General features: G+C 54.6%; 14 protein-coding genes, 1 tRNA gene and 1 other RNA gene. 8 read left to right on the forward strand and 8 right to left on the reverse strand.

Translation table 11 applies throughout. The annotated features are described in order from the left end of the window. Positions 1-4: 4 nt before the first annotated feature. Both betB and betI read right to left on the reverse strand, forming a co-directional pair. Positions 5-1,474, reverse strand: a complete 1,470-nt coding sequence (gene betB, locus HZS81_RS11065; RefSeq protein WP_179930623.1) for a betaine-aldehyde dehydrogenase — start codon at positions 1,472-1,474, stop codon at positions 5-7. Between the two features lie 147 nt (positions 1,475-1,621). After that, positions 1,622-2,215: a transcriptional regulator BetI gene (gene betI, locus HZS81_RS11070; protein ID WP_179930624.1), complete on the reverse strand. Its 594-nt coding sequence runs from the start codon at positions 2,213-2,215 to the stop codon at positions 1,622-1,624. Between the two features lie 226 nt (positions 2,216-2,441). Between betI and HZS81_RS11075 the strand changes: the two genes are divergently transcribed. The 3 genes from HZS81_RS11075 (at position 2,442) to ffs (ending at position 3,731) form a co-directional block, all read left to right on the forward strand. Continuing rightward, a complete protein-coding gene (locus tag HZS81_RS11075) occupies positions 2,442-3,386 on the forward strand; it encodes a choline ABC transporter substrate-binding protein (RefSeq protein ID WP_179930625.1) in 945 nt (314 codons plus the stop codon). A gap of 100 nt (positions 3,387-3,486) precedes the next feature. Next, positions 3,487-3,563, forward strand: a tRNA-Met gene (locus HZS81_RS11080). A gap of 71 nt (positions 3,564-3,634) precedes the next feature. Beyond that, positions 3,635-3,731, forward strand: an RNA gene (gene ffs, locus HZS81_RS11085) — signal recognition particle sRNA small type. 305 nt (positions 3,732-4,036) lie between these two features. On the opposite strand, the gene HZS81_RS11090 is transcribed toward ffs, so the two are convergent. Next, complete coding sequence (locus HZS81_RS11090; RefSeq protein WP_179930626.1) at positions 4,037-5,056, reverse strand: fatty acid desaturase; 1,020 nt, start codon at positions 5,054-5,056, stop codon at positions 4,037-4,039. 380 nt (positions 5,057-5,436) lie between these two features. Here HZS81_RS11090 and HZS81_RS11095 point away from each other — a divergent pair, with 380 nt between their 5' ends. Next, positions 5,437-5,694, forward strand: coding sequence for a GGDEF domain-containing protein (locus HZS81_RS11095; RefSeq protein ID WP_338401850.1), 258 nt, complete (start codon positions 5,437-5,439; stop codon positions 5,692-5,694). Here HZS81_RS11095 and mntR read toward each other — a convergent pair. Next, positions 5,691-6,176: a manganese-binding transcriptional regulator MntR gene (gene mntR, locus HZS81_RS11100; protein ID WP_179930628.1), complete on the reverse strand. Its 486-nt coding sequence runs from the start codon at positions 6,174-6,176 to the stop codon at positions 5,691-5,693. The two genes, HZS81_RS11095 and mntR, sit on opposite strands and share 4 nt — an antisense overlap. 150 nt (positions 6,177-6,326) lie before the next feature. On the opposite strand from mntR, the gene HZS81_RS11105 reads away from it, so the two are divergent. From HZS81_RS11105 to HZS81_RS11115, 3 genes are all read left to right on the forward strand, one after another. Next, positions 6,327-7,250 carry a metal ABC transporter solute-binding protein, Zn/Mn family gene (locus HZS81_RS11105; RefSeq protein WP_179930629.1) on the forward strand — a complete coding sequence of 308 codons (924 nt, stop codon included), beginning with the start codon at positions 6,327-6,329 and terminating at the stop codon, positions 7,248-7,250. Continuing rightward, the gene (locus HZS81_RS11110; RefSeq protein WP_179930630.1) at positions 7,240-8,010 is read left to right on the forward strand and encodes a metal ABC transporter ATP-binding protein; all 771 of its coding nucleotides are present in this window, start codon (positions 7,240-7,242) and stop codon (positions 8,008-8,010) included. The genes HZS81_RS11105 and HZS81_RS11110 overlap by 11 nt, the downstream gene beginning before the upstream one ends. Before the next feature lie 122 nt (positions 8,011-8,132). Further along, complete coding sequence (locus HZS81_RS11115; RefSeq protein ID WP_179930724.1) at positions 8,133-9,002, forward strand: metal ABC transporter permease; 870 nt, start codon at positions 8,133-8,135, stop codon at positions 9,000-9,002. Positions 9,003-9,022: 20 nt separating this feature from the next. Here HZS81_RS11115 and HZS81_RS11120 read toward each other — a convergent pair whose 3' ends face one another. Genes HZS81_RS11120 through HZS81_RS11135 form a run of 4 tightly spaced genes read right to left on the reverse strand, consistent with a single transcriptional unit; the run spans position 9,023 to position 11,407 of the window. After that, entirely contained in the window at positions 9,023-9,445 is a 423-nt protein-coding gene (locus HZS81_RS11120) for a CBS domain-containing protein (RefSeq protein WP_179930631.1), read from the reverse strand. Positions 9,446-9,457: 12 nt separating this feature from the next. Beyond that, complete coding sequence (locus HZS81_RS11125; RefSeq protein ID WP_179930632.1) at positions 9,458-9,808, reverse strand: P-II family nitrogen regulator; 351 nt, start codon at positions 9,806-9,808, stop codon at positions 9,458-9,460. A 43-nt stretch (positions 9,809-9,851) separates the two neighbouring features. Continuing rightward, complete coding sequence (gene umpB / locus HZS81_RS11130) at positions 9,852-10,643, reverse strand: Na,Li,K/H(+) antiporter subunit UmpB (RefSeq protein ID WP_179930633.1); 792 nt, start codon at positions 10,641-10,643, stop codon at positions 9,852-9,854. Further along, entirely contained in the window at positions 10,643-11,407 is a 765-nt protein-coding gene (locus tag HZS81_RS11135) for a DUF1538 domain-containing protein (protein ID WP_179930634.1), read from the reverse strand. Before HZS81_RS11135 ends, umpB begins: the two co-directional genes overlap by 1 nt. 309 nt (positions 11,408-11,716) lie before the next feature. Here HZS81_RS11135 and HZS81_RS11140 point away from each other — a divergent pair, with 309 nt between their 5' ends. Continuing rightward, positions 11,717-13,138, forward strand: a complete 1,422-nt coding sequence (locus HZS81_RS11140) for a bifunctional enoyl-CoA hydratase/phosphate acetyltransferase (protein ID WP_179930635.1) — start codon at positions 11,717-11,719, stop codon at positions 13,136-13,138.

A 13,138-nucleotide genomic window follows, 5' to 3' on the forward strand; every position in this document is an offset into this window, starting at 1 on the left:
CTCCTTAAAATACTGACTCAAACGGACCCATTTCGATCTGCACGGATTTGGTCTGGGTATAGTGGGCGAGCGTCTCGACACCGTTTTCGCGCCCAATGCCGGACTCTTTGTAACCGCCGACCGGCATCTCTGAAGGCGATTCGCCCCAGGTATTGATCCAGCAAATACCGGCTTCCAGCTGGTGAATGACGCGGTGGGCGCGGTTCAAGCTTTCGCTAAAGATACCGGCGGCGAGGCCGTATTTCGTATCGTTGGCGCGGCGAATGACTTCGTCTTCATCGTCAAACGCGAGCACTGACATCACTGGGCCGAAGATCTCTTCGCGCACGATGCGCATATCGTCGGTGCAGTCGGTAAAGACCGTCGGGGCGGCCCAGGCACCGTTGGCAAAGGCGTCGTTGTTCCAGGCGTCGCCACCGACCAAAACGCGCGCGCCTTGTTCTTTACCCAGCGCAATGTAGGAGAGCACTTTTTCCTGATGCTCAAAGCTGACCAGCGGGCCGAAGTTAACGGCGGGGTCCATCGGGTCACCGGCGTTGATGCGCTTAACGCGCTCGACCAGCTTGGCTTCAAACGCATCCTTGATGCTTGCTTCGACAAAGACACGGGTGCCGTTGGTGCAGATTTGGCCGCTGGAGTAGAAATTCGCCATCATGGCAGCGTCCGCAGCGCGGTCGAGATCCGCATCAGCAAACACGATGAGCGGTGATTTGCCGCCTAGCTCCATGGTGACGTCTTTAAGCGTCGATTCTGCGGCTGCCGACATGACCTTCTTGCCGGTACCGGCTTCACCGGTGAACGACACTTTGTCGATACCTTCATGCGTGGTGAGCATAGCACCGACGCGGCCATCGCCTTGCACCACGTTGAACACGCCGTCGGGTAGGCCTGCTTCGGTGAAGATTTCGGCCAGCTTCATGGTGGTGAGCGGGGTGACTTCGCTGGGCTTGAACACGATGGCATTGCCAGCGGCTAGCGCAGGGGCGGCTTTCCAGCAGGCGATTTGAATCGGGTAGTTCCAGGCGCCGATAGCGCCAATGACACCGAGCGGCTCGCGGCGGGTGTAAATAAACGAGCTATCGCGCAGCGGAATTTGGCTACCCTCAATGGCCGGAGCAAGGCCAGCGTAATACTCCAGGGCATCAGCCCCGGTCACGATATCCACGCTCGCGGTTTCGCTAATCGGCTTACCGGTATTGCGGGTTTCCAGCTCGGCCAACTCGTCGTTGCGTTCGCGCAGCAGGGCGACGGCACGTAGCAGGATGCGCGCGCGTTCCATGCCGGTCATCGCGGCCCATTCGCGTTGACCGTGCTGAGCCGCTTCAACGGCGCTGTCGACGTCCGCTTGGCTCGCTTGGCCAACCGTTGCCAGCGGGCTGCCGTCAAACGGGTTGGTAATGCTGAACGTCTCGCCGGAAGTGGCCTGTACACGGCGGCCTTCGATGTAAAGCGGAAGAGTGTCTTGTTGAGCCATGGGTTGCTCCTTTTCATTCATCGCAAAAGTGGAGATAGCAAAAATTTGTTGCTCAGAACTTAAGTCGACCAAAGTCTAAGTCGAGCAAAGCCTAAGACAATCAGAAACAGAGAAAAATGCGCTAATACGGGAAAGCATCAAACGCTTTCAATCCGTTGGTTGAGCAAGTAGTTGATCGAGATACGCGTGGGCTAACGCTCGCGCTCGGTCAGCATCTAAGCCTTCCGGGGTTAGCGCGCCACGTAACCATAAGCCATCAATCATCGCGGCTAAGCCGCGGGCCGCGTTACGCGCTTGAGGGCGCGGCATTACGCGTCGAAATTGATGACAAAGATTGGTGTAAAGGCGTCGGTCGTTGACGTTTTGCAGCCGCTGCAACATCGGCTTGTGCATGCTGCTGGCCCAAAAGGCGAGCCATGTTTTAGCCGCAGGCCCGGTGACCTGGGTGCGGTCAAAGTTACCTTCAATGATGGCGCCGATATGCGCTCGCGGAGAGTCGTCGGTCAGTATGTGCCGACGTGCCGCAACAGCATCGCTAAGGTCGGTCAATATCTGCCGCATAGTGGCTTCTAAAAGGCCATCTTTGCCGCCGAAGTAGTGGCTGATAATACCTGCCGATACACCCGCATGGCGCGCAATGCGCAGCACAGTGGCTTCAGCCAGCCCGACATCATCAATGGCTGTCATGGTCGCGTGAATCAGTTGCTGGCGGCGTATGGGTTCCATTCCGACTTTGGGCACAGTGTCCTCCTTATCAACGTTCGGCAGCCGTCGTCACATGCTTGGCGGCATTAGCTTATAAGCGTTTAACGCGGCGCCACACGGACTTGAATCTAACCTTCAAGCGTGATTACCTGTGTAGTGTGACATCTTTTTATTGAACGTTCAATCAATAAAAAGATTTTGGTGTTTAACGACGCAGTGATCCAATCTGTGTTGAGTAAGAACCTTAATTAAGGAGACGGCTATGTCATTATTATCTTCACGTTATCGTTTGGCAGGTACGCTGCTTATCGCCGCGGGCCTACCAATCACGGCGCAAGCCAATCAATGCGAAGAAGTGCGTTTTGCTGAAGTCGGCTGGACCGATATCACCGCGACCACCGCGCTTGCCACCGAGGTGCTAGAAGCACTGGGATACGACACACGCATCGATACGGTTTCCGTCCCAATTGCCTATTCGGGCATGAAAAATGGCGATTTCGATGTCTTCTTGGGTAACTGGATGCCGTCAATGGCCTCTATCAGCGATCCCTATGTAGAAGACGGTACCGTTGATCGTTTATCTGCCAACTTGGAAGGGGCTAAGTACACGCTGGCCGTACCACAGTATGTTTACGATGCTGGCGTTACTTCAGTTACGGACCTGGCAGAAAACGCTGAGAAGTTTGATAGCGATTTGCACGGCATTGAAGCCGGCAATGACGGTAACGAGCTGATTCAGCAAATGATTGACGACGACGCCTTCGGGTTAGGCGATTGGAGCCTGGTTGATTCCAGTGAAGCGGGTATGCTTGCGGAGCTTAGCGCGCGGGTACCCAATGAAAAATGGATGGTGTTCTTGGGTTGGGAGCCGCACCCGATGAACACCAACTTCGATATGGCTTATCTCTCCGGCGCTGACGACTACTTTGGCCCGGATTTGGGCGGCGCAACGGTGTATACCAATACTCGTGGTGGCTACGCGCAAGAGTGCGAGAATGTGGGTACGCTGCTTAATAACATGACGTTCACACTGGAGATGGAAAACCAGCTGATGGGCGAGATCATGGATGAGGGCGAAGACCCGCGCGAAGCGGCGCGTGACTACCTCCAGCAGGCTGACGATGAGCTGTTGGCAGAGTGGCTTGACGGCGTCACTACCCTCGATGGTGAGCCGGGCGAGCCTGCTGTGCGTGCGGCGCTTAAATAACGGTTTATCGCGCGTACTAAGTAACGCAAAAAGGCAAGCCGTAATCCGGCTTGCCTTTACCTAACAAGATAGGCATAATCTGCACCCGCTGTGAAGGAAAGGCTACGTAGCTCAGCTGGTTAGAGCACATCACTCATAATGATGGGGTCCCCTGTTCAAATCAGGGCGTAGCCACCACAGCGAGAGCAAGATTGTACGAAGTGACGTAAAGTGTAGATAGTTGCTAGTACGCGCGATTATGGTGGCCCCTTAGGTCCTCCCGCAACGCTAAACCGCGAACCCCGCCAGGCCCGGAAGGGAGCAACGGTAGTGGTGGATGTGTGTGCCGGGATGTGGCTTTTGGGGCCGCCTCCATTTGTATCGTTTCATTTCTGATTTGGCATCAATTACACCCACCTTGGCATAAATTGCCTTTCAGCGTGGCGTAGTCTCTTTTTTAGTAACGCTTACAAAAGCGTTGTCTTCATGTATTGCCGTAAGCTTAGCTATTCCTGCCTCAAAAACGATACCCAAATTCTCACCTTGTGCATCTAGGTGTCGGAACTCGTGTGTTTGATTACCTGATTAGTCGCTGACTCGGGCCGTTTTTTGTCATTCTTTAGAACGGCCGTTTAATTTATGCTGCCAGGGCGTGACGAGCTCCCGACAGATCAGACATTTGCCTCCCTGAAGCTCACCAAGCGGTGCTTGTCCTCGTCCCACAGGACCAGGCGTACAGAGGCGAAGCTCTGCCATAGGGTGAGGCGGCCGATACCACGCAGTTCTGGGTAATCGCGCAGCACATCGGGCAGGCGGTAGAAGGGAATACGGCTGCAAAGGTGATGGACATGATGCACCCCGATGTTAGCGGTGAACCAACGCAAGACGCCGGGCAGGTCGTAGTGTGAGCTGCCGTGCAGCGCCGCCTCCTGGAAGGTCCAGTTGGGGTCGTGCTCCCAGAAGGTGTCCTCGAACTGGTGCTGGATATAAAAGAGCCAGACACCGACCGTTCCGGCGAGCAGCGTGATCGGCAGCTGCACGAGCAGGAAGGGGCCGATGCCCACCAGCCACATCATGGTGGCAATGAGTACCAAAATTGCCGCATTGGTCGCCATAGTGCTCAGCCAGGGCATCCAGCCTGCGCGCATGAAGCCTACCGGCAATCGATTGTCGAGCAAGAATAGGTAAGCAGGGCCGAGAGCGAAGAGGACGAGGGGATGACGATAGAAGCGGTAACGCAGTCTCTCGTCGCGAGGCAGGGCGCTAAACTCCTCGACTGTCAAGGTGTCGATGCCACCGATACGCGGGCGATCGAGATTGCCGGAATGGGCATGATGGTGCCTGTGGGTATGACGCCAGAAGTCAAAGGGGGTTAGGGTCAGCACACCGATCACCCGCCCGACCCAGTCATTGGCGTGCTTTGAGGGGAAGAAAGCGCCATGGCTGCAGTCATGCTGGATCATGAATAGGCGCACGAGAAAGCCTGCGGCGGGTATGGTTAGCACTAGGCCGAGCCAGTGGCCGGCGCTCAGTACCACCCATGAGAGGGCCCAGAAAAAAGCGAAGGGAATTAGCGTGACCAACAGTTCGATGACGCTGCGGGCGATGCGTGGCGTGCGGTAGTCTCCCAGGGCACGCATGAGGGCGCGCGGTTCGCTGGTGAGGTCATTTTTCTGCCCTAGGGTTTCCATTAGCAGTCTCCTGCCGGGTCTTGTACGCCATGCCGGGACGGCGGGATCGGCATGGCGTAGCTGAAGTTTGCGTGTGATTAAGGATGCGCCATGGAAGTGAGACGAGTATGTGCGCTGGCGTACCGTGGTCAGAAAAACAACAGATGCTCTGCTCTTTTAGGCTCAACAATAAATTGACTCGAAGCACGTGAAGCGATTTATAGGTGGAATTTTGATACAACTTTCGCTGCGGTTGTAGTGGTCTAATTCTGTTTCGTCATAATGTCAGCGGTTTTCGTGCCCAATAGCGATTACGATAGGTGAGCGGGCATGCCCAATGTAAACTTTCCGCCCGAAATATCTGAACCGACATTGCTGCTTGCGTTGCCTGAGCCGTTCAGGTGGGGGATAAAGTGCTGGAGCGGTTCGGCGCGGTGCTTAAAGCCTCAATACGCGAGGGGGATTTGGCAGGTCGCTACGGAGGCGAGGAGTTTTTGATTATTCTGCCGGATGAAATAGTCAGCGGTGCTCTTGTAATGGTCGAGCGCTTCTTGCAGCGCTTAAACACTGAACCAGTGATCTATGTGGAAGAAAAGCCCCTCTACGTGTCAGCCTCGGTTGGGATAGCAAGCCTGGCCGATGGACAATTTTCTAACTAACGGTTTTCTTGTGTTTCGGTATAGCGCTGCATAATGGCGAGCGTTTCGTCGCTCACGTGGTGCTCCATCCCTTCGGCATCGATGCGCGCGGTGGTATCACTGACGCCAAGAGCGCGTAAAAAATGCAGCACGATATGGTGACGCTGACGCGACGCGTCGGCCATAGCCTGCCCTTGCTGGGTGAGAAAAAGCGAGCGGTAGGGCTTGTTTGTCACTAAGCCTAGCTCGTTTAAACGGCGAATCATTTTCGAAACCGTCGCTTGGCTTACTCCCATGCGACTAGCGATATCCGCCGCGCGCGCTTCTTCTCGATGTAGTAGCAAATCGCCAATCAACTCGACGTAATCCTCAATCAACTCGGTTTCATGAGCGCTGCGGACGGCTTCATATTGGCGTGCGTGCTGCTCTATGGGCGGTAACGCATCACCACTTTGTAAAGATGTTTTTGACGGCCGTTGTGAAAAATGCGGGTCGTTACTCATTAGGCAAACGTATCAAAGTGAATGAAAAAGCTCATTAGCGGTGATCCTATATCTTAGTGCATCATAGTTAGCCAAGGCTAAACTATTTGCACCTTGCTTTTTTAGTAAGCTACAGTGCTTCTTTAGAGCTTAACACAGCGGAGAATCATCATGCCCCAGCGCCGTTATTGGTTGTGGATTTGCTTGCCGTTTACATTGTCGACCGTTTCATTCGGCGCTCACGCTCAGTCACCGCTGCAAATCGCGGTAACGTTTTCCGTGCTGGGCGATGTTGTAAAGCAGGTGGCGGGTAACGCGGCCGAGGTGGCGGTGCTCACACCGGTGAATGCCGAAGTGCACGAGTGGGAGCTCGTGCCAAGCAACTTCGCGCATTTAGAGCGTGCCGATATCGTCTTCTACAATGGTTACCAGTTGGAGCAGTGGATGGGCCAAGTGGAGGCGACCATACGTGATGGGGTACCGATGGTGGCTGTGGCTGAATCTTCGGGCTACCCCACTGAGCCGATTGTGACCGGTGAGCTTTCCGGCGATATTGACCCGCATTTGTGGATGGACCCACGTGCTGTGGCCGCCTACGCCGAGGTGATCGCGGACGCGCTCGCCGACGCGGCCCCAAACCACGCGCAAGGGTTTGAGCAGCGCGCCGAGGCCTTCCAAGCATCGCTTGATACGCTTTATGACGACATGACCGCAACGCTTGCGCCCATAGCGCCAGAGCAGCGTTTTTTGCTCACTAGCGAAGCGGCCTTTACCTATTTTTCCAACGCCTTTGAGTTTGAGCATACTGGCATCTGGGGCAATAACGCCGAATCGGAAGGCTCGCCACGGCAGATGATGCAGGTCGTAGACAAAATCAACGAGCGCCAACCGGGGGCTATTTTTTGGGAAAGCACGATCTCTGATCGTCATGTCACCAGTATTGCCCGCGATACCGGCGTTCCTGCTGCGGGCCCACTCTATGTGGACTCACTCAGCGAGCCAGGTGGCCCGGCAAGCACGTACCAAGACATGATGCGTTATAACGCCGAATTGCTGCGTCGCCACCTTGTTACGGAAGCAGACCATGGCGAATAAGCCTTCCGATACCGGGGCGATTGCAGTGAATGGCCTTTATGCGGCTTATCAGCGTCACCCGGTGTTAAGCGATATCAGCGTTTGCTTTCCCAGGGGAGAGTGGACGGCGATTGTGGGGCCCAATGGCGCCGGGAAGTCGACGCTTTTTCACGTGCTAACCGGCAGTATGAAAGCACTCAAAGGCGAGGTGACGGCTTTCGGCGAGCCGATTGCCGAGCACCGCCGCGCCGGTCGAATTGCCTACATGGCACAACGCGATGCCATTGAGTGGGATTTCCCTATCTCGGTGTGGGAAACCGTCATGACCGGGCGCTTTGGCCATATACGCCAAGATGCGCTGTGGCGACGTCTTTTGCCCATGCGCTTTGCTCACCCGCGCCACCACCAAGCGGTTAGCGAAGCGCTTGATGCCGTGGATATGTCGGCATTGGCCAAGCGGCCGATTGGTGCGCTTTCCGGTGGGCAAAAAAAACGCGTTCTGCTTGCCCGGGCGCTGGCTCAGCAAGCCGATACCCTTCTGCTTGACGAGCCGCTTGCTGGCGTTGACCCACCCAGCGAACAGCTGATTTTGGATGTGTTGGCCAAACAGCGCCAGGCGGGGAGAACGGTGATCATGGTCACCCACGATATGCCTGGAGCACGTCGTTTTGTGGATCATGTGGTGCTTATTAACCGCACGGTACGCGGTGCGGGAAGCCCTGCTGAAATGCTTAGCGATGCCAAACTGGCCGAGCTAGCGGTGGGGATGTCATCCGAATGAAATTAATCAACTTGTTAGCGCATTTTTGTGCCCTATCTTTGCACCAATCTATCTTTGCACCAAGGAGCTAGCCGTTGCCAGCGCTCACTGACTCGCTAATCGCTATATTAACGACGGGCTTAATGGCAGTGGTGAACTTACTGCCCGAAACTGTCTCCGAGGCATTTCAGTACGCCTTTATGCAGCGCGCGCTTTTGACCTCAATGCTCGTAGGAGCGATTTGCGGGCTGCTCTCTTGCTTTGTGGTGTTAAAGCGCTGGTCGCTGCTGGGAGATGCGATTTCTCATGCGGTGCTTCCCGGGGTCGCTGTCGCCTACCTTTTAGGTTGGCCTTTTTTTATCGGCGCCTTCATCACTGGTGCGCTGACGTCGTTAGGCATTGGCGCGATTGAGCGTCACACGCGGATCAAATCCGACGCGGCGATGGGGCTAATGTTCACCGGCGCCTTTGCCGTTGGCATTGTGATCGTGAGCAAGATCGCCTCAAGCACCCATCTGTTGCATATTCTCTTCGGCAACGTGTTGGGGGTTCAGCCTTCGGCGCTACTGCTGACGCTTGTGGCCAGCGTGATCACGCTGCTGGTGGTGTGGCTCGCTTACCGGCCTTTGATGCTCTACGCATTTGACCCGCAACAGGCCCAAGCGCTGGGGTTTCACACCAGCGTGATTCATTACGGGCTGATTTTGCTGCTGACGCTGACCATCGTGGCAAGTCTTGAGACGGTTGGGATTATCTTGGTGGTGGCGATGCTGATTACCCCCGGTGCGACGGCGCATCTGCTAACGGATCGCTTTGCCACTATGCTGTGGCTTTCGGTGATGGTTGGGGTGAGTTCGGCGGTGCTAGGGCTGTGGTTTTCGTTTGTGCTGGATGTGGCTTCCGGCGGTTCCATTGTACTGGTCGCGACCGGCTTATTTTTCTTAGCCCTGCTGTTTTCGCCCAAGCACGGTGTGATCATGCGCCAGTGGCGGCGCTGGCGCATGATCTCTTAGGGATAGGGATCAGCGCGGCGTTAAACGCAAATACCGTGTTGTGGCGCAAGACCGTGAAGTACTAAGGTTGAGTAGTCAACAATGCCCATTACTTGGTGCTGGTGATCAATCACGGGGGCGAGAGCCAAGCCGAACTGATCAAACAAGCGTGCGCAGTAGCGGACATTCATCTCGGGCCGAACGCCGATAATCGGCTTGCTCATGATCTCATACAAATTGATGCGCTCTGCCGCACGATTAGGCGCGAGCACTTTTTTCGCAATGTCCGACGGCAGCACAATGCCATACTCATCGTTTTCATTGCGTTTTTTGATCACCAAGGCGCTCGCGTTATGCTCACACAATAGCTTGATACCGTCCGCCACGGTGACAAAACCATCAACGAGAAGGTAGCGTTGATGCATGATATCCCGCGTGGTAATAGCGGTTTCTTGAGTCGACATGGTGTTCTTTCCTTATATGACTTTATTGACAGTATCGGACAGCGATTTGATTTGGTGATTTACGCCGATAGCGTCTTCAACATCGACTTGAAATGCGATGCCTGTGCCCGGTGTTTCATCAAACTCGCCCACCTCTGCAATCGCCTCAAGAATAGTGCGGCTGATATGCTCCTCGACGAGAAATAGCAATACATCACGCTGTGCATTAATTTGCATCCCGAAAATACCGCGGGCTTTTTTTAAGCCTTCCCCGCGCGCGTTGTTAATAACTGTCGACCCCGTTGCTCCTGCATCACGGGCCGCTTTAAGAATCGCGTCGGTTCGCTCATCTTCGACGAGCGCCACAATTAGCTTAAAACGCATTCCATTCTCCTTATAACGCCAGATACATTTAGGCGTGCAAGTGTTATGTCGTGTGGTCTGAGTGGGTGTGGGTGATGTCTGATGATGGTCTGCTTCTTTCTAGCCATTCAGCGACTTGGGCATAGCCCATCACGGTAATGATGGGGAATAGGCAAGCGAGTGCAATCATGCCAAAGCCATCCATAATGGGGCTGCGGCCGGGAATTGCGGTAGCAAGTCCTAACCCTAATGCGGCAATAATCGGCACGGTGATGGTGGAAGTAGTGACACCGCCTGAGTCGAATGCTAGCGGAATAATGCTCCGAGGCGAGCGGAATGTCTGGATAATCACGAGAATGTAAGCCACCAACACAAACCACTGTAGTGGCCAACCCATCACGATCCGCCAAGTGCCTAGCGTAATCCCAAACGCCATCCCCAGTGCCACCGAAATTCGCAGCATTAGCGGATTAATGGTACCGCCGGAAATTTCACCGGCTTTAAGCGAAACGGCAATAAGGGAAGGCTCGGCAATGGTGGTGCTGGCGCCAATGGTAAATGCGAACAGGTAAACCCAATAATAGTCGCTCCAGTGGCGCTCAGCGCCAGCGGCCAGCTCAGGCAAAAACGTCGTATCGGTGAGCTGGGTGGCCATTAATTCTCCCATGGGGAAAAGCGCTTGTTCTAGTCCGACTAAAAAGAACGAAAGCCCCACCCATACCATGAAGAAGCCGATCAATACCTGAGAGAGATGCTTGATACGTTTGCGGATTACAATGTATTGAAAACCAAAGATAATGGCGGCAATAGGTAAAATATCGAGCAATGTATCCCAGAAAATGGCAATTAACGTCATTAGGTGCTCCCTGCAATAAGGTTAAGGCCAAAAATCCCGAAAAGCAGTACGAAAATAATCGGCATGACCGATGCAAACGCAATTAAGCCGAAACCATCCAGCATGGGGTTGCGTCCTTTAATGGCGGTAGCTAGCCCTACCCCCAGTGCCGTTACGAGAGGTACGGTAATCGTGGATGTGGTGACTCCGCCGGAGTCGTAAGCGATGCCGATAATTTCACTCGGGGCGATTAGTGTAAGCAGTAGGACCACGACATAGCCCCCGATAATCATCAGGTGCAGCGGCCAACCTTTCAGAATACGCAATACGCCAACAACCACGGCCGTGCCGACGGAAATGGCCACCACCATGCGTAATATAAACGCAAACGACTGTTGTGCCGATTCGCTACTGGCAATCAACCCACCTTCAGAAACAACTTCACTCGCCCTTGCCGCAACGGCAATAAGTGCAGGTTCTGCCACCGTGGAGCCAAGACCTAAAGCGAACGCAAAGAGGAGCAACCAGGTAACCGAGCCCTTTTGAACAAAGGCGCGGGCTAGGTTTTCGCCAATAGGGAAGAGCCCTAGCTCCAACCCTTTGATAAACAAGGTTAAGCCCACCACTACAAACACCAATCCCAAGGCAAGATCGATCAAGGCTAGCGAGTCAGGTAAAGGTTGACGAATGACGACAAGTTGAAAAAAGCCAATCACCAGCACGACCGGTGCTAGGTCGCGCAGGCTATCTTTCAGTTGTCGAGAGAGTGAAATTAAAAAATCCATCGGGTGTCCGCAAAAGTTTAAGTGAGTCGTTCGTTAAGTTGTCACGATTTAGCGCTAATCATATCTAATGTAAAGCTTTGCCGCTTTGATCTTGCTCATTATCAATGTTGCAGCGCAATGCGGGTGCTATGGTTATATTCAGCTTAAAGAGGTTTTCGTGACTCAGGTGTTTTCGATGCGTGGAAAGGTGGGCATTGTAGCGGGTCTTGCTAATGAAGGCAGTATTGCTTTTGGTGATGCTTAGCCACTGCATGAGACGTGCCAGCATATCCGCTTTTAACCGCTGTGCTTTATTAAAGGGAGAACAGAATGAGCGATTTGGATGATGTGATCGAGAATCGTACCTTCGATGAAATTTGTGTGGGCGATGAGGCGCACTTAGAAAAGCGCCTGACGATGGAAGACATCAAACTTTTTGCCATCATGTCCGGCGATGTTAATCCGGCACATGTGGATGATGATTTCGCCAAAAGCAGTCGCTTCCAAGAAGTGATCGCCCACGGCATGTGGGGCGGAGCGCTGATTTCCACCGTACTTGGCACGCAGTTACCCGGGCCGGGAACGGTCTATTTGGGGCAAACGCTGCGCTTTAAGGCCCCGGTGCGGCTAGGCGACGTGCTAAAAGTGTCGGTTAAGGTGTTGGAGAAAGATCAGGGCCACCATCAGATTACTTTCGCCTGCCATTGCCAAAATCAGCGCGGTGACACGGTGATAGAAGGCGAGGCGCGGGTGCTCGCCCCGACCAAAAAAATCCGCCGCCCGCGCACCGTCATGCCCAAAGTGCGTTTAACCGAACGCGGTCGTCTGCACGAAATTTTAACCGCGGCCGATCACCCTGACCCTATGCGCACTGCCGTGGTTCACCCCGTGGATGAAAGCTCCATTCGTGGCGCGGTGGAATCCGCCGCACAGCGGCTGATTATCCCGGTGCTGGTGGGGCCTGAAGGAAAAATCCGTGCGGCTGCCGACAGTGCTGAGGTAGATATCAGCGACTTTGAGCTGGTCAATACGCAGCATAGCCACGACGCAGCGGAGAAAGCCGTTGCGCTCGCCCGGAAAGGTAGCGTGGATGCATTGATGAAAGGGGCATTGCATACCGATGAACTGCTGCACGAAGTGGTTAATCGGGAAAGCGGCCTGCGCACTGAGCGCTGCCTAAGCCATGTAATGGCCTTCGATGTGCCAACCTATCCACGCCCGTTGTTGATCACCGATGCGGCGATCAATATCTACCCGAAGTTGGATCAGAAGCGCGACATCGTGCAAAACGCCATTGAGCTTGCCCATGCGCTGGGCAATCACGACCCGAAAGTGGCCATTCTCTCCGCCGTTGAAACCATCAACCCCAGAATTGCCTCAACACTGGATGCCGCCGCGCTATGCAAAATGGCGGATCGTGGTCAAATCACCGGCGGTACCTTGGATGGCCCCTTGGCGTTTGATAATGCTGTTTCGGAAGCCGCCGCCAAGACCAAAGGGATTGTTTCGCCGGTTGCGGGGCGCGCGGATATTCTGCTGGCGCCCGATTTAGAGGCGGCCAACATGCTAATGAAGCAGCTAAGCCACCTAGCCGATGCCACCGGCGCTGGCTTGGTCGTAGGTGCCCGCGTGCCGATTATCCTCACCAGTCGCGCCGATGATGCCTTGACGCGTATGGCCTCCTGCGCGTTGGCACTTTTGCTAGCTGATCAGCAGCAGCGCGCACTTGCCTCTGCGGCGTTGAAAGGATAG

Source organism: Vreelandella salicampi (genome assembly GCF_013415105.1).
Lineage (GTDB): Bacteria > Pseudomonadota > Gammaproteobacteria > Pseudomonadales > Halomonadaceae > Vreelandella > Vreelandella salicampi.

Coding starts and splice junctions, on each gene's coding strand:
- betB (WP_179930623.1), bottom strand. CDS start 1,474: ATGGCTCAACAAGACACTCTTCCGCTTTACATCGAAGGCCGCCGTGTA.
- HZS81_RS11075 (WP_179930625.1), top strand. CDS start 2,442: ATGTCATTATTATCTTCACGTTATCGTTTGGCAGGTACGCTGCTTATC.
- HZS81_RS11090 (WP_179930626.1), bottom strand. CDS start 5,056: ATGGAAACCCTAGGGCAGAAAAATGACCTCACCAGCGAACCGCGCGCC.
- mntR (WP_179930628.1), bottom strand. CDS start 6,176: ATGAGTAACGACCCGCATTTTTCACAACGGCCGTCAAAAACATCTTTA.
- HZS81_RS11105 (WP_179930629.1), top strand. CDS start 6,327: ATGCCCCAGCGCCGTTATTGGTTGTGGATTTGCTTGCCGTTTACATTG.
- HZS81_RS11110 (WP_179930630.1), top strand. CDS start 7,240: ATGGCGAATAAGCCTTCCGATACCGGGGCGATTGCAGTGAATGGCCTT.
- HZS81_RS11115 (WP_179930724.1), top strand. CDS start 8,133: ATGGCAGTGGTGAACTTACTGCCCGAAACTGTCTCCGAGGCATTTCAG.
- HZS81_RS11120 (WP_179930631.1), bottom strand. CDS start 9,445: ATGTCGACTCAAGAAACCGCTATTACCACGCGGGATATCATGCATCAA.
- HZS81_RS11125 (WP_179930632.1), bottom strand. CDS start 9,808: ATGCGTTTTAAGCTAATTGTGGCGCTCGTCGAAGATGAGCGAACCGAC.
- umpB (WP_179930633.1), bottom strand. CDS start 10,643: ATGACGTTAATTGCCATTTTCTGGGATACATTGCTCGATATTTTACCT.
- HZS81_RS11135 (WP_179930634.1), bottom strand. CDS start 11,407: ATGGATTTTTTAATTTCACTCTCTCGACAACTGAAAGATAGCCTGCGC.
- HZS81_RS11140 (WP_179930635.1), top strand. CDS start 11,717: ATGAGCGATTTGGATGATGTGATCGAGAATCGTACCTTCGATGAAATT.